Below are 22,225 nucleotides of genomic sequence, written 5' to 3'. Positions count from 1 at the left end.
GTGCAAAAAGTGGTAGTTAGTAAATGAGTTCGTCGCTGTTTTCGGTCATGTACAGCGTCCGGGCGGCGATGTTGACCGCGTGGTCGCCCATGCGTTCGAGATCGCGAATGGTGAGAAGCAGCCGGGAGACGCCCTGCATTAGCCCCTCGATATCGGAGTCGGAGGACGTTTCGTCGATTTCGGTTTCGATGAGGTCGCGGACGACAGTGCTCGAGGCTTGCTCACACAGCTCGTCGATATCCTCGTCGTGCTCGTCGATGGCAAAACAGGCCTCGACGTCCTCGTTCGCGTACGCCTCCATCGCGCCGTCGAGCATCTCGACGACGTCGTCGCCGATGCCTTGGACATCGACGTCGGGAAAGAGGTCGCGTTCGGCCTGCATCGTGTAATCGCCGAGATTCGTCGCGAGATCGCCGACACGTTCGAGGTCGGTGATGATTTTGAACGAGGCGGCGATGAAGCGGAGATCGCCGGCGACGGGCTGTTGCAGCGCGAACAGGTCGATACAGTCCTGTTCGAGGTCGAGATACATCTCGTTGATTTCGTGGTCACCCTCGATAACCTCGCGAGCGAGGTCTTCGTCCTTCGTTTCGAGGGCGCGAAGCCCCATCCGAACCCGTTCGAGAACGACCTCGCTCATGTAGAGGACGTTCTCACGGAGCTCGGTGAGTTGCTCCTGGAACCCTTTTCGTGCCATTGTCGGCTGTTGTTCGCTCTCGGATATGTGTCTTCGGGAGAACGTCAGACGCGCGTCAGTCAGCCGAACTTGCCGGTGATGTAATCCTCGACGCGGTCGCTGTCGGGGTTCTCGAACACCGTGTTCGTATCGTCGAACTCGACGAGTTCGCCGCCAGTGAGGAACACAGCCGTCTTATCCGAGATACGGGCGGCCTGCTGCATGTTGTGGGTGACGATGACGACGGTGTACTTCTCGGCCAGGTCGTCGATGAGGTCTTCGATCTTCGAGGTGGCAACGGGGTCGAGCGCGGACGCCGGCTCGTCCATCAGAATGAGTTCCGGGTCGGGCGCGAGGGCGCGGGCGATACAGAGTCGCTGCTGTTGGCCACCGGAGAGGTCGAGCCCCGAGGAGTCAAGCTGGTCTTTGACCTCGTCCCACAGCGCGGCGTTCTTCAGCGCCTCTTCGACGCGGGCGTCCACGTCGCCGTCGTAGCCCTGAATCTTCAGGCCGTAGGCGACGTTGTCGTAGATGCTCTTCGGGAAGGGGTTGGGTTTCTGGAACACCATGCCGACCTTCCGGCGGAGGGCGACCGGGTCGACGTCCTCGTCGTAGACGTTCTTCTCGTGGAGACGAAGTTCACCCTCGACGCGGGCAGCCTCGATGAGGTCGTTCATGCGGTTGATACACCGAAGGAACGTGGATTTCCCACAGCCCGAGGGGCCGATGAGCGCGGTCACCTGCTGTTCGGGAATCGCCATCGAAATGTCATCGAGCGCCTGCGTCTCGTTGTACCAGACGTTTATCCGGTTGGCGTCGACCAGGGTGTGTCCCGTCCCGTGGCGTTCCGTGTCGTCGAGGCCGGCGGCGGGCGAGTCGGCGAACGATTCGGCGTCCGTTGTCGGGTCGGGTGTGTTCTCAGAACTCATTGATTTCGGTCGGGAGGGTGGCTGGCCGGTCGCGGGACAGGGACGTCCTCGGAGAGAGACGGTCGCGACCGGACGATACCTGGGCGGCGGCTCGACACGCGGCGGAACATAGGTGCCTCGGGCCGCTCGACATGTCTCTCAATCGGTTACGACGTACCTAAATATTCTACTATGTTATCAATATAGAAATATATACGTGAAGGGTTTTCACCCCTGTTAAACGCCACGCAAGTCGGTATCTCGGATAGTTTTACACCCACACGACGGCACCAATACCCGATAGAAGAGAAATATATATTCCGATAATAATTTATATTCTTGGCCAATATTGAAGCTATGGAGACGCGCAAGGTGCAGGTGACGGGTGGGTCGACGTTCACCGTATCGCTCCCGAAGGACTGGGCGAAGGACAACGACGTCAGTGGCGGCAGCGTCGTGGAGTTCTATCCCGAGGAAGAGTCGCTCCTGCTCACGCCACGCCGTGACGAGGAGAAAATCGAAGGCACGCTCGACATCACGGGGCTGGAAGGTGACGAGCTGATGCGGGCCGTCGTCACGATGTACGTCAGCGGCTTCGATATCATCACGCTCGAAACCTCACGCGTCAGCGCCGCCCAGCGGCGCACGATTCGGGAGGCAACACAGGGCCTCGTCGGCCTGGAGGTCATCGGCGAAACGTCCGAGCGCGTCCAGCTGCAAGACCTGCTCGACTCCTCGGAGCTGTCGATGAACAACGCAATCACGCGGATGCGGCTCGTATCGACGACGATGCTCGGCGACGCCGTCACGGCTCTCCTCGAGGACGACGACGACCTCGCGACGGATGTCGTCCAGCGAGACGACGATGTCGACCGGCTGTGGTCGATGGTCTCGCGGGTGTTCCGCTCCGTCCTCCGCGACCCCTCGGCGGCAGCCACCATCGGCCTCGACCGCGAGACGTGTTTCGATTATCACTCCAGCGCCCGACAGCTGGAACGCGTCGGCGACCACGCCGCGAAGATCGCAACACACGCCGAAACGCTCGGGGCGCCCCCCGAGGACGCCGCCGAGGCGCTCCGGGCGCTCCACGAGGAGGCGACCGAGATCATCGAGATGGCGATGGACGCGCTCTTGGAGGACGATTCCGACCGCGCGACCCGCCTCGCGAACGACGCCCGCCAGCGGGTGACGGAAATCGACGAGCTCGCACGCCAGGTCGATGACCGAATTCACGAACTCGAACCACAGCAGGCTCAGCTGCTCGGGCTCATCGTCGACTCGCTGTCCCGTAGCGCCGACTACGGCGGCAACATCGCCGAGACGGCGCTGCAGAACGCTGCCCCGAAGCCCTGATTTTTATCGACGGCCGCCCATGAGCCCGTATGCTCACCGAGTTACGCGACGGCGTCTGGTGGTTCGAATGTACCGGCGTCAACGCCTACCTAGTCGCCGACGGTGACGGGCTCACGCTCGTCGACACCGGCACCCCGTTCGATGCCGCGACGGTCGAGGCAGCGGTCGAATCCGCCGGCTTCGATCTCTCGAACGTCGAGCGTATCCTGATAACCCACTACGACTTCGACCACGTCGGGTCGGTTGCCAAGCTTGCCGTCGACGCGCCGGTCTACATCGGCCGCGCGGACGCACCGCTACTGACGGGCGAGCAGCGTCCGCCGCTCTCCGGCGCGAAACCCCTCCTGCAGCTCGTCACCAGCCCGCTGATTCCGGAGGTCTCGAACGAGCGTGTCCGGCGCGTCGACGACGGCGACGAAATCGGGGGTTTCACCGCCTATCACGCGCCGGGCCACACGCCGGGCCACACAGTCTACGTCCACGAAGCGCGTGAAGCCGCATTCCTCGGTGACCTCGTGATCGAACGCGAGGGGGAACTCCAGCCGTCGCCGTGGTTCATCTCCTACGACACCGACGACGTCCACCGAAGCATCGAGGAGGTCGTCGCGCGGGCGCCCGATATCGAGGTGGCCGCCATGGGCCATGGAATGCCCTTCCGAACCGGTGGCGGCGACCGACTCCGGACGCTGGCGGAGTCCCGGTAGCCCCACTCTTTTGTCGGTGTCGTGCCAACATGTAGCCTGTATGACGGTCGAGCGACTCCCGGCACCCGAGGGCTGGCACGAAATCGAGGAGACGCCACAGCCAATCGAGAAGTATCAGGCCGAGAACCCGGCGTTCTTCGAACACGAAGCGGAGCCACTCGGGGTGCAGGTGCTCCCCGATGACCCACTGGAGAGCGGCATCTGGCGGGTCGGTGTTGTCCGTGGCGAAGCCCACGACCTCGAGGCCGTCCAGACCGTCGAACGCGGCATCCGGGGCCGACAATCGGCGCTCGAACGCGCCCGCGGGCTGATGGAAGCCTTCAACGACCAAGGGATGAAACACATCGAGACCGCTATCGAAGAAGAGACGAACCCGGCCGCGGAAGCGCCCGAATCCGACGAGTAATCAGACCAGTTCCTCGGCGAGCGTCTCGGAACCGAGCAGTTCGGGGTCGATGATATGGCCCGCCTGGCCTTTGAACGCCTCCGGCACCGAATCGTGCGCGTAGATGACGACCCGGAGGTCGGGGTTGAGGTCATTCGCGACTGTAATCGCCGTCGCGAGTCCGGCGTCCGTCACGACGAGCAGGTCGGCGTCAACGATGCCGGCCTCCTCCAGGGCGGGACGGTTCGCGGTTCCGTCGGCGTGGGCGACGTCCGCGCCGCGTTCTTCGAGCGCTTCTGTAACGTTGTCGGGGTCACTCCCGACGATAACGACTTTACTCATATTCGATGGTTGCCGGCGGTTTGTGCGTCACGTCGTAGACGACGCGGGCGACGTTGTCGTTCTCGCCCGTGATGCGCGATTGGATGCGCTGGAGCGTCTCCCAATCGAGTTCCTGTGCGCGAGCGGTCATGCCGTCGCGGGACTCGACGGAGCGGACGGCGACGATCCAGCCGTGGACGCGGTTGTCGCCTTTCACGCCCGTCCCCTTGCCGATGACGGCAGCGAAGGCCTGCCAGGGTTCGTACTCCTCGAGTTCGTCCTCGACGACGTGACAGGATTCCCGAGCGACCTCGACTTTCTCCTTCGTCACCTCGCCGATGATGCGGACGGCCAGTCCGGGGCCGGGGAACGGCATCCGCTCTGAGATGATCTCTTCGAGGCCGAGTTCGCGGGCCACCTCACGAACCTCGTCCTTGTAGAGGTCGCGGACGGGTTCGACGATGCCCTCGAAGTCGACCCGCTCGGGAAGGCCGCCGACGTTGTGGTGCGATTTGATGTTGCCCTCGCTCTCGATGCGGTCGGGGTAGATCGTCCCCTGGACGAGGTAGTCGGCGTCGGCGTCGCGGGCCTCGCGTTCGAACTCCCGGATGAACTGCTCGCCGATGACGTGGCGCTTCTCCTCGGGGTCGGTGACGCCCGACAGCGCATCGAGGAAGCGGTCTTCGGCGTGGATGATTCGGAGGCCGTCCATGAACGCGAACGTCTCCTCGATCTCCTCGGTTTCGCCCTTCCGCATCAGGCCGGTATCGACGTAGACGGCGGTGAGTTGCTCGCCGATCGCCTCGTGGGTCAACGCCGCAGCGACCGACGAGTCGACGCCACCGGAGAGGCCGATGACGGCGTTCGCGTCGCCGATTTTCTCCCGGATTTCGACGATGGCTTCCTCGATGAACTCCTCGGGATCCACCATCAGGCGGTCACCTCCTCGGTGTCGGCCGATTCACGGTCGAGAATCGATTCGACGAACGCGAGGAACGGCGGGGAGGCCCGGCCGGGCCGCGACCGGAACTCGGGGTGGAACTGCGTGCCGAAGAAGAACGGATGGTCGGGCAGCTCCAGAATCTCCATCCGGTTGCCGGCGCGCCCGGAGAACTCGATGCCCTCGCCTTCGAGGTCGTCGATATACTCGGGGTTGACCTCGTAGCGGTGGCGGTGCCGCTCCGTGCAGGAGATATCGTCGTACACCTCGTGGGCCAGCGTGCCGGCCTCGATGTCCGTCTCGTGGGCGCCGAGTCGCATCGTCCCGCCCATGTCTTCGATCTCGTACTGTTCGGGCAGGATGTCGATGACGGGGTGGGGCGTGTCTTCCTCCATCTCGGCGGAGTGGGCGCCCTCGAAGTCACAGACGTTGCGTGCGAACTCGACGACGGCCATCTGGAAGCCGAGACACAGCCCGAGGAACGGAACGTCGTTCTCGCGGGCGTACTGGATCGCATCGATTTTCCCCTGCGTACCGCGGGCACCGAAGCCGCCGGGGACGATGATGCCATCGGCGCTTTCGAGCCGTTCGGCGTGGGCATCGTCCATCTCGTCGGCGTCGACCCACAGCACGTTGATATCGGTGTTCGTCTCGAAGCCGGCGTGTTTCAGCGCCTCGTGAATCGAGAGGTAGGCGTCCTCGAGGGCGTACTTGCCGACCAGGGCGATGTCGACCTCGTCGGTCGATTCCTGGGTGACGATATCTCGCCACTCGTTTTCCCGTTCTGCTGGCGGGATGGCTTCCGATTCGAGGTCGAGTTCCTGCATGACGTACTCGTCGAGGCCCTCCTCTTCGACCATCAGCGGGACGTGATAGATGTCCTCGACGTCGGGGTTCGAGAAGACGGCGTCGGTTGCAACGTCACAGAACAGCGCGATCTTCTCTTTCGTTTCGGGGTCGAGTCTGTCCTCACAGCGTCCGACGAGGATGTCGGGCTGGAGACCGATAGAACGGAGTTCCTTGACGGAGTGTTGGGTGGGCTTCGTCTTCTGCTCGCCGTTCTTCGAGTACGGCACCAGAGTGACGTGGGTGAACAGGATGTCCTCGTCGTCCTCCTCGTGGGCGAACTGTCGGAGGGCTTCCAGATACGGCATGCCCTCGATGTCACCGACGGTGCCGCCGACCTCGATGAGACAGATATCGTGGCCCTCGGCGGCCTCCCGGATGCGCCGCTTGATGTCGTCGGTGATGTGTGGGATGATCTGGACGGTCTTGCCCAGATAATCGCCCGCGCGTTCCTTCTCGATGACGTGGCGATACGTCTTCCCCGTCGTGACGTTGTGGTCGAACGTCATGTCGATATCGAGGAACCGTTCGTAGTTCCCCAAATCGAGGTCGACCTCGCCGCCGTCTTTCAGCACGTACACCTCGCCGTGCTGGTACGGGTTCATCGTGCCCGCGTCCACGTTGAGATACGGGTCGATTTTGACGGCCGTTACGTCGAAGCCGGCGTTCGCGAGCAGTCGGCCCGTGCTCGCTGCAGTAATGCCTTTCCCAAGGCCAGACATCACGCCGCCGGTGACGAAGATGAACTTGTTCCCCAGTGAAGGGTCGTAATCAGTAGGCTCCGTCGGCATACTGAGGGTGCGCAAGCGTCAGACAAAACGGTTTCGACACCCCACCGCTGCGATGGAGCGTGACACGCTCACGCCCCGATTGCCACCGAGTCACAACGATGCTGCCTGCTGTCGTGCGGATTCGACCAGTCCCTCGTCGGTGGCGACGAACACCCACGCCCAGCGATACCGGCGGTCGACGGCGACGAGCGTGACATTCCAGTGTGGCTCGCCGAACCAGTCGGCCCACGGCTCGCGAGTGCGGTGGACAGTCACCTCCTCGTAGCGGTCTTCGACGATGTCGTGACGGCACGCCTCGGCGAGATTCTTCGCGCTCGCGAAGGTGCCGTACTGCTGGTCGATGGTGTCGCCGAAGGATGTCGACCCGCCGTGAACGAGCTGTTCGGCGAGGACGCCGTCCAGCGAGAGCGCCGTCTCAGTCGTGAACGTCGGGGCGGGGTCATCGGGGTCGAGGCCGAGTGCCGCGGCCACGGGCTCCGAACCGAGCAGGTTCGCGAAGAAATCCGCATCAGCCAGACAGTTCCGTCCAGCGAACCAATCGAGCACCGGCGAGTCGGGAATCTCTACGCAACACCACCGTGCATCCCCCTGTGTCCGCGTCTCTGCCATCGCGTCGACGTACGCCTCGACCGACTCGGTGTCCGGGTCGACTGTCTCGAACGTGGCCGACGACCAGACACGCTCGATGGTATTCCGGGGAGGACGTGGCCCGGTCCAGTTCACGTCGAGCATACGCCGAACGTGAACGCTTCAATGTAAAGCCGCGACGCCTAAAATAATAGGTCGGCCACGAGCTCGCCTACCATCTCGGCCTGGCCGACGTAGAAGTGATCGGCGCTGACTACCTCGACCTGTCCGCTGTGTTCCCGGATGCGGTCGGCGACCGACTCGGCATCTACCGTCGTGTCCCGTTCACCATACACCACGCCGACCGGGCAGTCGATGTCCTCGATAGCTGCGACCGCATCGATGTCGTCGGTAAGCTTCTCGGCCGGCGAGAGCGCCGCGACAGCAAACGGTGACCGCCCCGCCCTGCATTCCCGAGCGACCGCGACCAAGGCGAGACAGCCACCGAAGCTGTACCCGAACAACCCGACCTGCTCGTAGTTGTCGCGAGCCCACGCGTAGGCGTCGCGCGTGTCGGCTAACTCACCCGACCCCTCGTCCCACGGCCCGTAATCGAAGCGGAGACAGGCACACGGAAGCGCATCGCTGACCGCCTGCAGGCGCGCGTCGGTTCGATTGCCGCCCATCTGTGGATGCGGCGGGCACGCGACGACGCAGGTGTCGCTGTCCGGGTTATCGAGTGTCGCTTTCACGTCCCTATCGGCCGGGACGACGACGGAGTCGCTCATTGCAGGGCGCTTGGGCCGGTCGAGTAAAAGAGTCCCGTCCGTCCCCTACCGTGTCCGCAGCAGGCTCTCGCCGGTCATCGCGTCAGGCGCATCGACGTCGATGAGCGCGAGCAGCGTCGGTGCGATATCGGCGAGCGTGCCGCCGTCCCGAACCCGGAACCCGCCGTCGGTGCCGTCAGGAGCGACGTAGATGAACGGAACGGGATTCGTCGTATGAGCCGTGTATGGGTCGTCCGGCGTACCCATATCGTCGGCGTTGCCGTGGTCTGCGGTGACGAAGAGGTGGCCGCCCGCCGCACGGACGGCGGCTTCGAGCCGCCCGAGCTGTTCGTCGACCGCCTCGACCGCGGCGACGGCAGCGTCGAAATCGCCGGTGTGGCCGACCATGTCCGGGTTCGCGTAGTTGAGCACGAGCACGTCCGGGTCGTCGCTGGCGATGTAATCGACGGCCGTGGTGGTCAGCTCCGCCGCGGACATCGCCGGCTGCTTATCGTACGTCGGCACATCGGGGCTTGACACGATTTCGCGGTGTTCGCCCTCGTATTCGACCTCGCGGCCGCCATTGAGGAAGTAGGTGACGTGGGCGTATTTCTCGGATTCGGCCATCCGGAGCTGCGTGAGCCCCGCATCGGCGAGCGTCTCCCCGAGCGTCTTCTCGGGCTCCAGTGGCGGGTAGGCGACGGGCAACTCGAACGTCTCGTCGTATTCGGTCATCGTGACCACCCCGGTGTCCGGCGGCGTGGTGTCGAACGACCACTTGGGGTCGATATCGGCGAGCATCCGCACGAGCTGGCGGGCGCGGTCAGCGCGGAAATTGAAGAAGACGACCCAATCACCGTCTTCGAGTGCGGCCCCATCAGCCACGAGCGTCGGTTCGACGTATTCGTCGGTGTCGCCACGCTCGTAGGATTCCGCGACGGCGTCGACCGCCGTGGCGGCCTCGTGCGGCGCCTCACGGTTGACGATGGCGTCGTACGCCCGGCGCGTTCGCCCCCAGTTTTCGTCCCTGTCCATCGCGTAGTAGCGGCCACAGACCGTCGCAAGGTCTCCGGTACCGGCATCGTCGATGACCGACTGGAGTTCCGAGAGATAATCGACGCCGCCGTTCGGTGGCGTGTCACGCCCGTCGGTGAACGCGTGCGTGACGGCGTCGACGCCGCGTTCGGCGGCGAGTTCGATGAGCGCATGCAGATGGGCCTGGTGGGAGTGGACGCCGCCGTCGCTGACGAGCCCCATGAAGTGGACGCGACCCCCGTTCTCTCGAGCGTGAGTGAGAGCGTCGTTGATGACGTCGTTGTCCGCGAACACATCGGCGTCGATCTCGTCGGTGATGCGCGTCGAATCCTGCTTGACGACGCGTCCCGCGCCGATGTTGAGGTGGCCGACCTCGCTGTTTCCCATCTGCCCCTCCGGGAGCCCGACCCGGCGACCGTGCGTTTCGAGCGTGCCGTACGCCCCACTCGTGCGGAGCCTATCGAAGGTGGGCGTTTCGGCGGCTGCGACAGCGTCGGCGCCGTCATCCGCCTCACTGAGCCCCCAGCCGTCCAGTATGACCAGCGCGCCTCTCATTGGCGGATGGGAGTCGGCGGCGTCGTAAGGCGGTGTCGGTGTCCGCTGGATTCGCCGACCGGGGTGTCTCGGAAGGGTTTTCCCCCATCCGCCGATAGCTCCAGGCATGGATTTGCGGGTCATCGGCGTCCTGCTGCTCGTGCCGCTGCTGGACGTCATGTTGCTCGTCGTGCTCGCGACCCAGCTCGGCGTCGCCGCGACGGTGGCGCTCGTCGTACTGACAGCACTCGTCGGCCTGCTGCTCGTCCGCGCCGAAGGGCGACACACCCTCCGAAAGCTCCAACAGAAGGTACAGTCCAGCGAGCCGCCCACCGACGAACTGCTCGACGGCGCCTTCCTGCTCATCGCCGGCGCGCTCATGCTGACGCCCGGTCTCGTCACCGACCTGGTCGGCCTGATTCTCGTCCTCCCGCCGACCCGATACCCCATTCGCGTCGCGACGAAAAAGTACGTCGTCACCCCGTACATCGACGCCAAAACGGGCGGCTTCGCGACCGGCAACGTCTACATCGGCGGCTTCCCGAACGACGGTGGCGATGGCTTCTCAGGGGGCGGCGGCCCTGGGCCAGCCGACGAACCCGTCGACGTGAGCGAGAAGGAATACGAGTTCACGGACGCCGACGAAGACGACGAGGACGCAGAGCGCTGACCTGAACGCACCGTTTTTGTCGTCTCTCGATGCCGACTGCAGCAACCGCCAGCAGCCGGTCGAATCGCCCCGCCGTGTCGTGTCATCGCGGCCCGAGCGACGGTCGAAAAGAAACGTTTAAACAACCGACGTGGTTACGATGAACTGCGCCAACTCAGGGCCAATAGCTCAGCTAGGTATGAGCGCTCGGCTGATAACCGGGAGGTCCTCGGTTCAAATCCGAGTTGGCCCACTCGGTTTCCAACCGGTCTTTGGCCGATGGAAATCGGTGGCCAAACTCCCGTTGGCGCCTAACTTTCGCGGATACCACGTTTCGACGAGCAGCGCGTCTCACCATCCCAATTTTCAGACCCTGAAATCGCTACTGGTGATTTTTGTCCGGTACACCCCTCTTTTGGCTGGGGAATAGGTATCCGTGTGGGGATGCACCCAAAATTCCCCAATCGTCGCTCCAGGCGGCGACCAACTACCGCTTTTGGGCAGTACAGCGCTCGAAACGAAGCAGGGATTAAGACCGTTCGCCGACGCAGTAGAACCCGTCTCGCCACTTCGTGGGGAGACATCATGGGAGAGTCTCCGGTCTGGACGCGCGGCCTCCTGCCGCGCGTTCGGCACCACCACCTCTTGATATAATTTCGAAGATACAGAGCCGCGGCCGTCCAGCGGTTTCAGGTGTGAGAAGGGCGACCGGTGGTAACTCGGCGCGCGGCATCAGGTCGTTTGCCTCTCGGTTCATAAAGGTTGGTCACGGGTATCGCATCCCTCTCACGGCTCGCCGGCGACGCTCGTCTGCATCGTGTCGCTGTTGTACGCCTCGCCGGCATCGCCGTCGGCCGAGAGGAGGATGACGCCGGCCGATCCCTCGACGAGGTCACCGAACTCAGCAATCGCCGCGTCGGCGGCCTGCTGGGCGTCGAGTCCGTCCTCGAGGAACTGCACCGCCCGACGGGAGAGATTGAGGCGGGCGATGTCCTCGCCGGCGCCGGTCGCCGAGGCGCCGCCGACATCGGTACAGTAGAATCCGGAGCCGATCTGTGGAACGTCGCCCACGCGACCCGCCAAGGCGAGCCAGCGGCCGCCGGTGGAGGTCGCCGCAGCGAGATGTTCGCCGTCGGTCGCGACGGCGCCGATGGTGTCGTGGTCGTGGTCATCTCCAAGGGGGTCGCCGCCGAAACGCTCCGAAACCCATTCGGCGTGGGCCTTCGCGTCGCCGTCGGGGTACTCGTCGAGGGCGTCCCACTTGTCGCGCGTACGCTCAGACCAGAGGTCAGCGTCGGTGTCGATGCCGAAGGCGTCCGCGAGGTCGACGGCATGGACGCCGCTGACGAGGACGTGCGGCGTCTCCTCCTTGACGACGCGTGCGACGTCGATGGCGTGTTCGACGCCGGGCATACCGCAGGCGGCGCCGGCTTCGCGGTCGTCCGTCATCAGGCCCGCGTCGGTGCGGATGTAGCCGTCCGACTGGACGGCGCTGCCGACGCCGGCGTTGAACCACGGATCGGATTCGAGGATGCGAAGCGCGGCACAGACGGCCTCGGTCGGGGTTTCAGTTTCGCTCCCGGCCTCGGCGGCTGTATCGAGCGTTGCCTGTCGCGGTTCGGGTTCGTCGGGCGGGCTGCCGGCGCCGCCGTGGACGATGACGCGCATATCCTCGCTCAGATCGGTGGGGAGTTACCCCTTGTGACTCCCTCCGAGCGCCGAAAGGGTTGGACGGCTTACCCGTTTCCTTCCCGGTTGTTCATGCAACATTCGCCGTGAGAGCGGTACGCCTTTCAGGGGGCCGGTAGAAGCATAGCGACATGGGATACGACAAAGTGGAGGTGCCCGAGCAGGGCGAGAAAATCGAGGTAACGGGTGGCGACGAACTCGTCGTACCCGACGATCCGATCATTCCCATTATTCATGGAGACGGAATCGGAACCGACGTCGGGCCGGCGGCACAGAAAGTTCTGCAGGCTGCTGCCAACGCGACCGGCCGGGAAATCAACTGGATGCGGGTCTTCGCCGGCGAATCCGCCCGCGAGAAGTACGACGAGAACCTCCCAGACGACACCATCGATGCGCTCACGGAGTTCAAGGTCTCGATCAAGGGGCCGCTGACGACGCCCGTCGGCGCCGGCTTCCGCAGTCTCAACGTCGAACTCCGCAAGCGGCTCGACCTCTATACGAACATCCGACCGACCTATCATCTCGACGGCGTTCCCTCTCCGGTCAAGCGACCGGAGCGGATGGATATGATTTCGTTCCGAGAGAACACCGAGGACGTCTACGCTGGCATCGAATGGGAGGCCGGCACCGACGAAGTCCAGAAGGTTCGTGAGTTCGTCGAAGAGGAGATGGGCTTCGATGCCACCATCCACGACGGCCCGGTGGGCATCGGCGTCAAGCCCATCTCCGAGTTCGGCACCAAGCGGCTCGTCCGCAGAGCCATCGATTACGCCTTGGAGAACGACCGTGATTCGGTCACCCTCGTCCACAAGGGCAACATCATGAAGTTCACCGAGGGGGCCTTCCGCGATTGGGGCTACGAGGTCGCCGAAGAGGAGTACGGCGACGAGGTCATCACCGAGGACACCCTCTGGGAGGAGCGCGACGGCGAGCCGCCGGAAGGCGCCGTCGTCGTCAACGACCGCATCGCCGACAACATGCTCCAGCAGATCCTCACCCGAACCGACCAATACGACGTGTTGGCGCTGCCGAACCTCAACGGCGACTACCTCTCCGACGCCTGTGGTGCCCAGATCGGTGGCCTCGGTATCGCCCCCGGCGCCAACATCGGCGACGGCCGCGTGCTCGCAGAGCCCGTCCACGGCTCCGCACCGAAATACGCCGGCCAGGACAAGGTCAACCCGACCGCGATGGTTCTCTCGGGCCGCATCATGCTCGAATTCATGGGCTGGGACGACGCCGCAGACCTCATTCGTGATGCCGTCGAGCAGACCATCGTCTCGAAGAAGGTCACCTACGACATCGAACGGCAGATCGAGGGCGGCGAGAAACTCGCCACCAGCGAGTACGCCGACGAAGTCGTCGCCAACATCGAAGACCTCGCCTGAGGGCTACGAGGACTCTTCTTTCGCCGTTTCGACCCAATCAGGAGGTTCCATCGGGGCGTCCAGACGCTCGTAATCGACGTGTTCTTCGACGTCGACGGGCTGGCCCGACATCGATGCGACGACCGAGAGGTCGTACTCCGTCACGTAGAGTGGCTCGCCCGTGAGCGCCGCTTCGAGTCGGCCGTTCCGCAACGCCAACAACACGCGGAACCGCCGCGGCGTCACGTCTCGACCCGCCCGAAGATCAGTCGCGACGAACGCCGTCTGGTCGTGTTCCCGTTCAATCTGGGCGGTCTGGAACGACCCGAACAGCAGTTGTATCCGGAACCGCTCGGCGGAGCGAGCGCTCGGCGCATCGATGGCCCGCCCCTGGTCGACACGGAACTCCGGGTCGCCGCGGCCGATCCGCTGGTACGTCGTCCCATCATCCCAGATTTCAAGACGCGAATCGACGGGATTCGTCGGGTAGCGGTCGGTGTCCTCGACGTCGAAGGTGAAGTGATACGCGTGGGCGCCGGTGGCCGCTCGGATGGTGACACGCATCCGCCGAATCGTGGTGCCGCTCTCCGTGACGACCGCCTCGCGGGTGAACCCGTGTGGCGTCGACGACAGCGTCCGCCAGTGTTGCTCGCCGAACGTGGCGGCGTCCTGTGCACCGAGCGGGGAGAGGTCTGCCGGCGGCCCGACCTCCGGCGTCGGCTGGTCGGTCGGCACCGGGGCTGGCGTCACTTGCCCGGTACTGCCACTGGTCGAGTCGTTCGTGCTACAGCCGGCGAGCCCACTGGCGGCTGCCCCAAGGCCAGCAAGGAACGCTCGCCGACGCATGTTCACTCCGCCCAGTCCGGGTCGGGGCGCGGCGGCGCGAAGATGTCGACACCCCGAACCGCCACGTCGCCTCGGTTTTCAGCTGCGTGTGGCTCCTCGCCCGGGATGGTGAACGACTCGCCCGCACCGACCGTGATTTCCTCGCCGTCGACGATGAACGTCAGCTCGCCCTCGTAGACGAAGCCGGTCTGTTCGTGCGGATGGCTGTGTTCCGGCACCGTCGCCCCCGGTTCGATGTCGAACGACTGGATGCTCGTGCGTTCGCCCGTCGCCAACTGCGTGAGGTGGACGGCATCGACTGCCTCGACCGTTTCGCGGTCGGAGATGGCTACGCGTTCCATACGGTTCCGTGGGGCCGTGCGTTCGTAAGCGTTCGGCAGATTAAAACTGCCCGAGACGAACGTCAGCACATGTACTCCGTCGTCGGTTGTGGGGAGTGTCACGCCCTGTGGGTGGTCGAAGGACGACCCGACCGGACGCAGTGTCCCCGCTGTGGGAAAAGCCATCAGTTCGGGAAGCTCAAGCAGTTCGCCGAGACGGACACCTCCGATGCGGCCGCCCGCGTCAGAAGCTCGATGCTCGCAGAGCGCTCCGAAGACGGCGAGTTCGTCGACCCGGCCGAAATCGACGTCGACGACGTCGGGATGGACGACGAGGAGTTCCTGGCAGCGTCGGGACTGGACGCCGACTCGGTTTCCGACGCCGCAACACGGGCCGAGTCGGGACAGGCATCGGGTGGGTCACGCAGTCGGAAGCAGGCCGTCCTCGATGCGCTGGACGACCTCGACGACCCGACAGCCGAAGAGGTCATCGAGTACGCCGAAGCTGCCGGCGTCGATGAATCGTACGTCGAACGCACGCTCACGAAGCTGCAACGGGCCGGGGAAGTGACTGAAACGGGCGGCGTCTACAGGCTGCTCTGAGATGGAGCGGGATGCTTCGACGTACAGCCGTCTGCTCGTGCTCGCCGGCCTCGTGCCGCTCGTGGCGGTGGATGCGGCCGTCGGCCTTCCGAAGGCCGTTTTTGCGGCCGGTGGAGCCGCCGTGCTCTTCGCTGCTGCCGGCGTCCACCTCTACGAGACCGAACAGCGGGCCGGTGTGGGCTGGCTCGTGTTGGCCGGTACGTTGCTGTGGGTCACACTGGCCGATACCGCCGCGAGCACGGTGTCGCTCGTCGGCTTCGCCACCGTCGTCTTCGTCGGTGTCGGCCTGGTGGTGAGTCAGCGGCTCGATGTGCCGCGCTGATCAGCGACCCAGTTCCTCGTGGGCGCTGGCGAGGTGATTCGACGCCAACGCGCCGAGCAAGGAGAGTTCGCCAGCCAGCGCCGCGGTCGCGATGACCTCCGCCAGAGCGTCGGCGTTCGCACCCGCGGGGTCGCCACCGCCGCTAACGCCAATGACGTCCAGCGCCTCTGCCTGGGTCGGGAGGTTCGTCCCACCGCCGACCGTCCCGACTTCCAGCGATGCGAGGGTGACGGATGCGTACAAACCCTCTTCGCGAACGTCGGCGGTCGTGATGGCGTTTGCCCCCTCGACGACCTGGGCGATGTCCTGTCCGGTCGCAAGGAAGGCCGCAGCAACGGTGTTTGCAGCGTGGGCGTTGAAGCCGAGCGACCCGGCCTTCGCCGACCCGATGAGATTCTTCCGGGTGTTCGCCTCGGCGATGGCCTCCGGCGTCGTTTTGAAGTAGCTCTCGACGACATCGCGGGGAATCTCGACGTCGGCGGCGACGGTTCGGCCCCGGCCCTCGATGCTGTTGATGGCGGCTGGTTTCTTGTCCGAACAGAGGTTGCCCGACAGGGCGACGAGTTCCGCGGGCGTCGATTCGACGACGCGCTCGCAGGCCTGCTCGGTGGCGATGGTGGCCATGTTCATCCCCATCGCGTCCTTCGTGTCGTAGGCGAATCGGAGGAAGACGTTGTCACCGACGACGTACGGCGTCACGTCGCGCAGTTCGCCATGATTCGTCGTCGATTCGGCGGCAGCCGCGAGTTCGTCGACGTTCTCGCGCACCCACGAGGCGACTTCGCTGGCCTCGCCAACGTCGGCCACGCGGAAGACGGGCGCGCGGGTCATGGCGTTCTTGAGGACGCGTGCGGTCGCGCCGTCGGCCGCCCGGATGGCCGCACAGCCGCGATTGACGGATGCGACAAGTGCGCCCTCGGTGGTCGCGAGCGGGAGGTGTTTCGCTCTTTCGACGGCACCGCCATCGACGTGAATCGGGCCGACGATGCCCATCGGCACCTGTGCGGCGCCGACCATGTTCTCGATGTTCGGGCCGGCGTCGGCCGCATCGAAGGTGTAGGCACCGATGGCATCGAGATCGGCCTCGGTCTCCTCGGTGAGGATGAGGCGACGGGCTTCGGCGGCCACGTCGGCGTCGGCGTGCTGTTCGAGTTCGTGTAGGCGCACCTCGCCCGCCTGGACGCGGGCAGCGAGGTCGGCGGCGTCGGTCATACAGACGAGTTGCAGGCGGGCGACTAAGGGTTTCCGTCCGCCACCGCTCCGTCGGGTTTCAAGGCGCTGGCGGCCGCCGCTCCGGTATGACGGACGCAGCGGATCGCATCTTCACGAACGCCGAGGTACACACGCTCGGCGACCCCGACAAAACACACGAGGCCGTCGCTGTTCGAGACGGCCGCATCATCCGTGTCGGGTCGGCGTACGAAATCGAGTTCTTAGAGGGCGTCGACACCGACGTCGTCGACTGCGAGGACGGCGTTCTCCTGCCGGGGTTCATCGACGCCCACACCCACATGGAGGTCGTCGGGCGGCGACTCGTCCACGCCGACCTCGGGGCGGCCGACGACCGCGAGGAAGCCGTCGAACTGCTCCGAGAGACCTCGGCAAATGGGTGGATTCTCGGCTACGGCTACGACGAATCGGCCTGGCCGTCCGGCGCGTATCTGACCCGCGAGGAACTCGATTCGGTGTCGACGGAGCTGCCCGTCGTCGCGTTCCGGGAAGACCTACACACCGCATCGGTGAATTCGGTCGTCTTCGAGCGATACGGCGAGGAACTGCCCGAATCGGGCGTCCAGCGGGCGGGCGGCGAGCCGACAGGCGTCGTCACGGAAGACGCTGCCGAACTGCTGCGCATGGAGACGGCGCCGGGACGTGCGGAGACGAAACAGCTCATCGAGACCGCGCGCGACCACGCTCACGAACTCGGCGTCACCGGCGTCCACGACATGGTACGGCAGTCGGATGCGCCCGCAGCCTACCGGGAACTGGCCGCCGATGGCGACCTCGACCTCCGCGTGCGCATCTACTACTGGACGGATCATTTCGACGCCGTCGCGGAGACGGGCTTGGTGACGAACCACGGCGGGCCGTTCGTCGAAGTGGGCGGCATCAAGACCTACACCGACGGGTCGCTCGGCGCCGGCACCGCAAAACTCGACGCGCCGTACGCCGACCGAACGGGCACCGGCGAGTGGGTCGTCGACCCCGAGGAGCTGGCCGATATCGCCGCGCGTGCCGACGAACTCGGTTACCAGTTAGCCGTCCACGCCATCGGCGACGAGGCCGTCGACGTGACCCTGGAGACGCTGCCGGACGACCCCGAAGCTCGACACCGAATCGAGCACGCTGAGTTGCTGCCCGACGACCTCTCGGGATTCGACGCCGTCGCGTCGATGCAGCCGAACTTCCTGCGGTGGGCCCGCGAGGACGGCCTCTACGAGAAGCGACTGGGCGAGGCACGAACCGCGGCGTCGAACCGCTTCTCGGACGTGCTCGACGCCGACATCCCGCTTGCGTTCGGCAGCGATTGTATGCCCATCGGCCCACTGTACGGCGTCCAGCAGGCCGTCACGGCCTCCGAGAAGAGCCAGCGACTCACCGTGACTGAGGCGTTGCGGGCGTACACGTCGGGAGCGGCCTACGCCGGCCACGACGAAGACCGATTCGGCACCGTCGAAGCCGGCAAGTGTGCTGATTTCGTCGTGCTCTCGGACTCGCCGTGGGACGTCGACCCTGACTCGATTGGGGATATCAACGTCCGCATGACGGTGGTGGACGGGACGGTTGTCTACGAAGCCTGAGCGGCGCACGGACGCGGCTCGACACCAATTTGTCGAAGGTTTTCATGTGGTCGCCCCTGATAACGGCAAAATATACCCCTGTGGTTGGGTATCGAAGACAAAATTTTATCAATATTGGACTCCGTGGGTTGGAACACCCCACGGTGGATAACCAATGCCCGAAATGGAAACGGTAGACCTCGAAACCGACCTCAGTCTCTTCAAATACGACAACCTCGAACAGCTCCCGCCGGCGTACCGGGAGCTGGGCGAGGCGGAACGTTCGGCCCGTATCGACGCCGCCCGCGAGACGCTGGGCGACGACGTCATCGTACTGGGCCACAACTACCAGCGGCGCGAGATCGTCGAACACGCCGATTTCATCGGCGACTCCTACGAACTCTCCCAGCGAGCGGCCAACGCCGACGCCGACTACGTGATCTTCTGTGGCGTCACGTTCATGGCCGAATCCGCCGACATCATCACCGACGACGACCAGACGGTCATCCTCCCGAGCATGGAGGCGTCCTGCCCGATGGCGGGGATGGCTGAAGCGTTGCAAGTCGACGCCGCGTGGGCCGAACTCAACGCCGCGGCCGACGACGACGCCGACATCATCCCGATCACCTACATGAACAGCTACGCTGACCTGAAGGCGTTCTGCGCCGAGCAGGGTGGGCTGGTCTGTACCTCCTCGAACGCCCACAAAGCCTTCGAGTACGCCTTCGAGCAGGGCGATAAGGTGCTCTTCCTGCCCGACAAGCACCTCGGCGACAACACGGCCCACCGACTCGGCATGGCGGATTCGACCGCCGAGTGGGATCCGTGGGATCCGGAGTCGAAAGACGCCGAGGAGGTCGCCGACGCGGACATCATCCTCTGGGACGGCTACTGTCAGGTACACGAACGCTTCACCGAACAGCACATCGAGGAGGTTCGCACGGAGCACCCAGACGCGAACGTCATCGTCCACCCCGAATGCCGCCGTGAGGTCGTCGAAGCCGCCGACAAGGCGGGCTCGACCTCGACCATCTGTGAGACGGTCGAGAACGCCGACCCCGGCGACACGTGGGCCATCGGCACCGAAATCCACCTCACGAACCACCTCCAGCGGTGGCACCCCGAGGTGAACGTCCTACCGCTGTGTGGCGACGCCTGCATGGACTGTAACGCTATGCGCCAGGTCGACCCGAACTACCTGACCTGGGTACTCGAAGGACTGGCGGAAGGCGTCGAACGGAACGTCATCGAGGTCGCGCCCCGCGAGAAAGAGCTCGCCGGGCTGGCACTCGAACGAATGTTGGAGGTGTAATATGGGAGACACAATCGACGACCGCGAGACCGACCTGCTCGTTGTCGGCAGCGGCGTCGCCGGCTGTGCGACCGCGCTGGCCGGCGCACGAGCGGGTGCCGAGGTGACGCTCGCGACGAAAGCCAGCCGGCCCGAGGAGTCGACCTCCTACTGGGCCCAGGGTGGCGTCGCAGTCACCCGCGATGACCCCGAGGCGTTCAAACAGGACATCATCGAGGCCAGCGACGGCCTCGCAGACCCGGATGCCGTCGACACGCTCGTCGAGAACGCCGACGGGGCCGTCCGAGACGTGTTCATCGACACGCTCGGTGTCGAGTTCGATGGCGACGAGGAGCCCGAATACGGCCAAGAGGCAGCCCACAGCGAGGCACGCATCCTCCACGTCGATGCCGAAACGGGCAAGCACCTCCTCGCGCCCTTCCTGAACTACCTTGATGACCACGACCACGTCGAGGTATTGGAGGATACGGCCGCCCTCGACCTCATCACCCACGAGGGCCGTGTCCACGGCGCCATCTTGGAGCGCGCGGAGCCACGCTCCGCGGACAGCTCGAGCGGTGAGGAACCGCGAGAGCGAGACGGCGAGTGGGCGCCCTGCTTCGCCGGCGCGACCGTGCTCGCGACGGGCGGCATCGGTGCCTGCTACGGCCGGTCGACGAACCCCTCGACCGCCACGGGTGACGGCATCGCGATGGCGGCACTGGCCGGCGCCGACGTCGAGGACATGGAGTACGTCCAGTTCCATCCGACGGCGTTCTCCGGAGACGAAGACGACGGCCAGGGCACCTTCCTCCTCAGCGAGGCCGTCCGCGGCGAGGGTGCGCTGCTCCGCAACGCAGACGGGGAGCGGTTCATGCCGGAGTACCACGCCGACGCCGAACTCGCACCGCGGGACGTCGTCGCCCGCGCCGTCCGAACCGAGCGCGAACGCACCGGCGAGGTGTATCTGGACGTGAGCCCGCTTGATTTCGCCGGGGAGTTCCCCGGCCTCGCCGACGAGTGTGAACGCCGCGGCGTCGACCCCGAAGACGGTATTCCGGTCGCACCCGCCGAACACTTCCTCTGTGGCGGCATCGACGTCGACACGGATGGCCGTACCTCGCTCGGCCGCCTGTTCGCGGTCGGCGAATGCGCCCGGACTGGCGTCCACGGCGCCAACCGCCTCGCCTCCACCAGCCTGCTGGAGGCGCTCGTGTGGGGGCTTCGCGCCGGCGAGGCCGCCGCTGGCTTCGAGGTCGAGCGCGTCGAAGCGCCCGACCTGCTCGACAGTGACCCCGATATGCCGGTGGGGTTCGCCGACGAGAAGTTCGTCCGCCTCCGTCGCGTGATGGACGAGTTCGTCGGCATCGAACGCACGCCGGACGAGCTCTCGCGGGCCGGCGCCGTCCTCCGGCGCCTGAAAGGTGAAATCGACGCCTACACCCGCACCCGGACGAGTCGGTCGCTGTACGAACTCCGCGGCGCCTGCGTCACCGCGTTGCTCGTGACGCGTGCGGCCGCCGAGAACGGCGAATCACGCGGCTGTCATCACCTCACGGAACCGACCGCCGATGCCGATTGAACGCTCACAGGTCGAACGCTGGCTGCGCGAAGACCTCGGCCACCACGACGTGACGAACGACGTGCCCGGTGAGACGACGGGCCGTCTCGTGGCCAAAGAATCGGGCGTCGTCGCCGGCCTCGACGCCGCCGAAGCCGTCTTCGACTATCTCGGCGTTGCGGTCGATGAACGTGCCGAGGATGGCACCCGCATCGACGAGGGCGATACGGTGCTTCGCGTCTCCGGGCCGGCAAGCGACGTGCTCCGCGGCGAACGCGTCGCGGTCAACATCACTGGCCACGCCTCCGGAATCGCGACCCGGACACGGGAGGCCGTCGACGCCGCGCGCACGGAATCCGACGCAGTCGAAATCGCGGGTACCCGGAAGACGACGCCCGGCCTTCGCGGCGTCGAGAAACGCGCCATCGCAGCCGGCGGCGGCGACACCCACCGACTCGACCTCTCGCATATGGTGATGGTGAAGGACAACCACATCGCCGAACTCGGCATGGAGAGCGCCATCGCCCGCTTCCGTGAGCGCGTCTCCTTCGCGACGAAAATCGAAGTCGAGGTCGAACGCCCGTCCGAGGCCGCCGACGCAGCGGCGGCGGGCGCCGACATCGTCCTGCTCGACAACATGTCGCCGGCCGAAACCGAACGGGCCGTCGAGACGACGTCGGACGATGTCTTGACCGAGGCAAGCGGCGGGATTACGCTCGATGACGTGCCGGCGTACGCCGCCACCGGCGTCGACGTCATCTCGATGGGGAGTCTGACCCATAGTGCGGCCGCACTGGATCTGTCGTTCCGAACGGATTAATTCCCATATCCACGTAGCGTTTTAAGGAGCCAGAACACACAGAACAGGGCATGGGCATCCTCTCGCGGGCATCTTACGCCATCCGCTCGAAGATCAACGCCGTCCTCAACCGCGCGGAGAACCCCCAGGAGACGCTCGATTACTCCTACG

24 protein-coding genes and 1 tRNA gene are annotated in these 22,225 nt (G+C 65.2%); 13 read left to right on the top strand and 12 right to left on the bottom strand.

What is annotated here, in order from left to right:
* Window positions 1-16 precede the first annotated feature (16 nt).
* Both phoU and pstB read right to left on the bottom strand, forming a co-directional pair.
* Complete coding sequence (gene phoU / locus ACI8UR_RS08455; RefSeq protein WP_411715590.1) at window positions 17-697, bottom strand: phosphate signaling complex protein PhoU; 681 nt, start codon at window positions 695-697, stop codon at window positions 17-19.
* Window positions 698-756: 59 nt separating this feature from the next.
* A complete protein-coding gene (pstB, locus tag ACI8UR_RS08450; RefSeq protein WP_411715591.1) occupies window positions 757-1,605 on the bottom strand; it encodes a phosphate ABC transporter ATP-binding protein PstB in 849 nt (282 codons plus the stop codon).
* Between the two features lie 336 nt (window positions 1,606-1,941).
* On the opposite strand from pstB, the gene ACI8UR_RS08445 reads away from it, so the two are divergent.
* Genes ACI8UR_RS08445 through ACI8UR_RS08435 form a run of 3 tightly spaced genes read left to right on the top strand, consistent with a single transcriptional unit; the run spans window position 1,942 to window position 4,047 of the window.
* The gene (locus ACI8UR_RS08445; RefSeq protein ID WP_411715592.1) at window positions 1,942-2,937 is read left to right on the top strand and encodes a PhoU domain-containing protein; all 996 of its coding nucleotides are present in this window, start codon (window positions 1,942-1,944) and stop codon (window positions 2,935-2,937) included.
* A gap of 29 nt (window positions 2,938-2,966) precedes the next feature.
* Complete coding sequence (locus tag ACI8UR_RS08440) at window positions 2,967-3,641, top strand: MBL fold metallo-hydrolase (protein ID WP_411715593.1); 675 nt, start codon at window positions 2,967-2,969, stop codon at window positions 3,639-3,641.
* Window positions 3,642-3,681: 40 nt separating this feature from the next.
* Window positions 3,682-4,047: a hypothetical protein gene (locus ACI8UR_RS08435; protein ID WP_411715594.1), complete on the top strand. Its 366-nt coding sequence runs from the start codon at window positions 3,682-3,684 to the stop codon at window positions 4,045-4,047.
* On the opposite strand, the gene ACI8UR_RS08430 is transcribed toward ACI8UR_RS08435, so the two are convergent.
* The 6 genes from ACI8UR_RS08430 to gpmI form a co-directional block, all read right to left on the bottom strand.
* Window positions 4,048-4,368, bottom strand: coding sequence for an NAD-binding protein (locus ACI8UR_RS08430; RefSeq protein WP_415087753.1), 321 nt, complete (start codon window positions 4,366-4,368; stop codon window positions 4,048-4,050).
* Window positions 4,361-5,278 (bottom strand): glutamine-hydrolyzing GMP synthase, encoded by a 918-nt coding sequence (gene guaA / locus ACI8UR_RS08425; RefSeq protein WP_411716198.1) that lies wholly within the window; start codon window positions 5,276-5,278, stop codon window positions 4,361-4,363. Before guaA ends, ACI8UR_RS08430 begins: the two co-directional genes overlap by 8 nt.
* On the bottom strand, window positions 5,278-6,924 hold the full coding sequence (pyrG, locus tag ACI8UR_RS08420) for a glutamine hydrolyzing CTP synthase (protein ID WP_411716197.1): 1,647 nt from the start codon (window positions 6,922-6,924) through the stop codon (window positions 5,278-5,280). The genes guaA and pyrG overlap by 1 nt, the downstream gene beginning before the upstream one ends.
* A gap of 90 nt (window positions 6,925-7,014) precedes the next feature.
* Entirely contained in the window at window positions 7,015-7,656 is a 642-nt protein-coding gene (locus tag ACI8UR_RS08415) for a hypothetical protein (RefSeq protein ID WP_411716196.1), read from the bottom strand.
* Window positions 7,657-7,694: 38 nt separating this feature from the next.
* Window positions 7,695-8,279, bottom strand: a complete 585-nt coding sequence (locus ACI8UR_RS08410; RefSeq protein WP_411716195.1) for an alpha/beta hydrolase — start codon at window positions 8,277-8,279, stop codon at window positions 7,695-7,697.
* Between the two features lie 45 nt (window positions 8,280-8,324).
* A complete protein-coding gene (gene gpmI, locus ACI8UR_RS08405) occupies window positions 8,325-9,848 on the bottom strand; it encodes a 2,3-bisphosphoglycerate-independent phosphoglycerate mutase (protein WP_415087752.1) in 1,524 nt (507 codons plus the stop codon).
* 106 nt (window positions 9,849-9,954) lie between these two features.
* Between gpmI and ACI8UR_RS08400 the strand changes: the two genes are divergently transcribed.
* On the top strand, window positions 9,955-10,497 hold the full coding sequence (locus tag ACI8UR_RS08400; RefSeq protein WP_411716379.1) for an FxsA family protein: 543 nt from the start codon (window positions 9,955-9,957) through the stop codon (window positions 10,495-10,497).
* A 157-nt stretch (window positions 10,498-10,654) separates the two neighbouring features.
* Window positions 10,655-10,729: transfer RNA gene (locus ACI8UR_RS08395), tRNA-Ile, on the top strand.
* A 533-nt stretch (window positions 10,730-11,262) separates the two neighbouring features.
* On the opposite strand, the gene ACI8UR_RS08390 is transcribed toward ACI8UR_RS08395, so the two are convergent.
* Complete coding sequence (locus ACI8UR_RS08390; protein ID WP_411716378.1) at window positions 11,263-12,144, bottom strand: isoaspartyl peptidase/L-asparaginase; 882 nt, start codon at window positions 12,142-12,144, stop codon at window positions 11,263-11,265.
* Window positions 12,145-12,296: 152 nt separating this feature from the next.
* Between ACI8UR_RS08390 and icd the strand changes: the two genes are divergently transcribed.
* The gene (gene icd, locus ACI8UR_RS08385) at window positions 12,297-13,553 is read left to right on the top strand and encodes an isocitrate dehydrogenase (NADP(+)) (RefSeq protein ID WP_415087751.1); all 1,257 of its coding nucleotides are present in this window, start codon (window positions 12,297-12,299) and stop codon (window positions 13,551-13,553) included.
* Between the two features lie 3 nt (window positions 13,554-13,556).
* On the opposite strand, the gene ACI8UR_RS08380 is transcribed toward icd, so the two are convergent.
* Both ACI8UR_RS08380 and ACI8UR_RS08375 read right to left on the bottom strand, forming a co-directional pair.
* Window positions 13,557-14,378, bottom strand: coding sequence for a hypothetical protein (locus ACI8UR_RS08380; protein ID WP_411715545.1), 822 nt, complete (start codon window positions 14,376-14,378; stop codon window positions 13,557-13,559).
* A gap of 2 nt (window positions 14,379-14,380) precedes the next feature.
* Entirely contained in the window at window positions 14,381-14,719 is a 339-nt protein-coding gene (locus tag ACI8UR_RS08375; RefSeq protein ID WP_411715544.1) for a cupin domain-containing protein, read from the bottom strand.
* A gap of 69 nt (window positions 14,720-14,788) precedes the next feature.
* Here ACI8UR_RS08375 and ACI8UR_RS08370 point away from each other — a divergent pair, with 69 nt between their 5' ends.
* Both ACI8UR_RS08370 and ACI8UR_RS08365 read left to right on the top strand, forming a co-directional pair.
* Window positions 14,789-15,301 (top strand): DUF5817 domain-containing protein, encoded by a 513-nt coding sequence (locus ACI8UR_RS08370; RefSeq protein ID WP_411715543.1) that lies wholly within the window; start codon window positions 14,789-14,791, stop codon window positions 15,299-15,301.
* Between the two features lies 1 nt (window position 15,302).
* A complete protein-coding gene (locus tag ACI8UR_RS08365; RefSeq protein WP_411715542.1) occupies window positions 15,303-15,623 on the top strand; it encodes a hypothetical protein in 321 nt (106 codons plus the stop codon).
* Here ACI8UR_RS08365 and hmgA read toward each other — a convergent pair whose 3' ends face one another.
* A complete protein-coding gene (hmgA, locus tag ACI8UR_RS08360) occupies window positions 15,624-16,835 on the bottom strand; it encodes a hydroxymethylglutaryl-CoA reductase (NADPH) (protein ID WP_411715541.1) in 1,212 nt (403 codons plus the stop codon).
* Between the two features lie 86 nt (window positions 16,836-16,921).
* On the opposite strand from hmgA, the gene ACI8UR_RS08355 reads away from it, so the two are divergent.
* From ACI8UR_RS08355 to ACI8UR_RS08335, 5 genes are all read left to right on the top strand, one after another.
* A complete protein-coding gene (locus ACI8UR_RS08355; RefSeq protein ID WP_411715540.1) occupies window positions 16,922-18,424 on the top strand; it encodes an amidohydrolase in 1,503 nt (500 codons plus the stop codon).
* Between the two features lie 154 nt (window positions 18,425-18,578).
* Window positions 18,579-19,715 (top strand): quinolinate synthase NadA, encoded by a 1,137-nt coding sequence (gene nadA / locus ACI8UR_RS08350; protein ID WP_411715539.1) that lies wholly within the window; start codon window positions 18,579-18,581, stop codon window positions 19,713-19,715.
* Window position 19,716: 1 nt separating this feature from the next.
* Window positions 19,717-21,276 carry an L-aspartate oxidase gene (locus ACI8UR_RS08345; RefSeq protein WP_411715538.1) on the top strand — a complete coding sequence of 520 codons (1,560 nt, stop codon included), beginning with the start codon at window positions 19,717-19,719 and terminating at the stop codon, window positions 21,274-21,276.
* Window positions 21,266-22,075, top strand: coding sequence for a carboxylating nicotinate-nucleotide diphosphorylase (gene nadC / locus ACI8UR_RS08340; RefSeq protein ID WP_411715537.1), 810 nt, complete (start codon window positions 21,266-21,268; stop codon window positions 22,073-22,075). The genes ACI8UR_RS08345 and nadC overlap by 11 nt, the downstream gene beginning before the upstream one ends.
* A 50-nt stretch (window positions 22,076-22,125) precedes the next feature.
* On the top strand, window positions 22,126-22,225 hold a 100-nt coding region (locus ACI8UR_RS08335), incomplete at its 3' end, for a PspA/IM30 family protein (RefSeq protein WP_415087754.1).

Source organism: Natronomonas sp., assembly GCF_047616845.1.
In the GTDB taxonomy this organism is placed as follows: Archaea; Halobacteriota; Halobacteria; order Halobacteriales; family Haloarculaceae; genus Natronomonas.
Note: the sequence above shows the minus strand (reverse complement) of the source record. Positions and strands in the feature narration are given on the sequence as shown.

Bases quoted from the DNA above. Each gene is read 5' to 3' on its own strand.
- nadC (WP_411715537.1), top strand. From the start codon at position 21,266: ATGCCGATTGAACGCTCACAGGTCGAACGCTGGCTGCGCGAAGACCTC.
- ACI8UR_RS08400 (WP_411716379.1), top strand. From the start codon at position 9,955: ATGGATTTGCGGGTCATCGGCGTCCTGCTGCTCGTGCCGCTGCTGGAC.
- phoU (WP_411715590.1), bottom strand. From the start codon at position 697: ATGGCACGAAAAGGGTTCCAGGAGCAACTCACCGAGCTCCGTGAGAAC.
- ACI8UR_RS08440 (WP_411715593.1), top strand. From the start codon at position 2,967: ATGCTCACCGAGTTACGCGACGGCGTCTGGTGGTTCGAATGTACCGGC.
- ACI8UR_RS08345 (WP_411715538.1), top strand. From the start codon at position 19,717: ATGGGAGACACAATCGACGACCGCGAGACCGACCTGCTCGTTGTCGGC.
- ACI8UR_RS08355 (WP_411715540.1), top strand. From the start codon at position 16,922: ATGACGGACGCAGCGGATCGCATCTTCACGAACGCCGAGGTACACACG.
- ACI8UR_RS08365 (WP_411715542.1), top strand. From the start codon at position 15,303: ATGGAGCGGGATGCTTCGACGTACAGCCGTCTGCTCGTGCTCGCCGGC.
- ACI8UR_RS08390 (WP_411716378.1), bottom strand. From the start codon at position 12,144: ATGCGCGTCATCGTCCACGGCGGCGCCGGCAGCCCGCCCGACGAACCC.
- ACI8UR_RS08370 (WP_411715543.1), top strand. From the start codon at position 14,789: ATGTACTCCGTCGTCGGTTGTGGGGAGTGTCACGCCCTGTGGGTGGTC.
- ACI8UR_RS08410 (WP_411716195.1), bottom strand. From the start codon at position 8,279: ATGAGCGACTCCGTCGTCGTCCCGGCCGATAGGGACGTGAAAGCGACA.
- nadA (WP_411715539.1), top strand. From the start codon at position 18,579: ATGCCCGAAATGGAAACGGTAGACCTCGAAACCGACCTCAGTCTCTTC.
- ACI8UR_RS08445 (WP_411715592.1), top strand. From the start codon at position 1,942: ATGGAGACGCGCAAGGTGCAGGTGACGGGTGGGTCGACGTTCACCGTA.
- pyrG (WP_411716197.1), bottom strand. From the start codon at position 6,924: ATGCCGACGGAGCCTACTGATTACGACCCTTCACTGGGGAACAAGTTC.
- pstB (WP_411715591.1), bottom strand. From the start codon at position 1,605: ATGAGTTCTGAGAACACACCCGACCCGACAACGGACGCCGAATCGTTC.
- hmgA (WP_411715541.1), bottom strand. From the start codon at position 16,835: ATGACCGACGCCGCCGACCTCGCTGCCCGCGTCCAGGCGGGCGAGGTG.
- icd (WP_415087751.1), top strand. From the start codon at position 12,297: ATGGGATACGACAAAGTGGAGGTGCCCGAGCAGGGCGAGAAAATCGAG.
- ACI8UR_RS08375 (WP_411715544.1), bottom strand. From the start codon at position 14,719: ATGGAACGCGTAGCCATCTCCGACCGCGAAACGGTCGAGGCAGTCGAT.
- guaA (WP_411716198.1), bottom strand. From the start codon at position 5,278: ATGGTGGATCCCGAGGAGTTCATCGAGGAAGCCATCGTCGAAATCCGG.
- ACI8UR_RS08380 (WP_411715545.1), bottom strand. From the start codon at position 14,378: ATGCGTCGGCGAGCGTTCCTTGCTGGCCTTGGGGCAGCCGCCAGTGGG.
- ACI8UR_RS08415 (WP_411716196.1), bottom strand. From the start codon at position 7,656: ATGCTCGACGTGAACTGGACCGGGCCACGTCCTCCCCGGAATACCATC.
- ACI8UR_RS08435 (WP_411715594.1), top strand. From the start codon at position 3,682: ATGACGGTCGAGCGACTCCCGGCACCCGAGGGCTGGCACGAAATCGAG.
- gpmI (WP_415087752.1), bottom strand. From the start codon at position 9,848: ATGAGAGGCGCGCTGGTCATACTGGACGGCTGGGGGCTCAGTGAGGCG.
- ACI8UR_RS08430 (WP_415087753.1), bottom strand. From the start codon at position 4,368: ATGAGTAAAGTCGTTATCGTCGGGAGTGACCCCGACAACGTTACAGAA.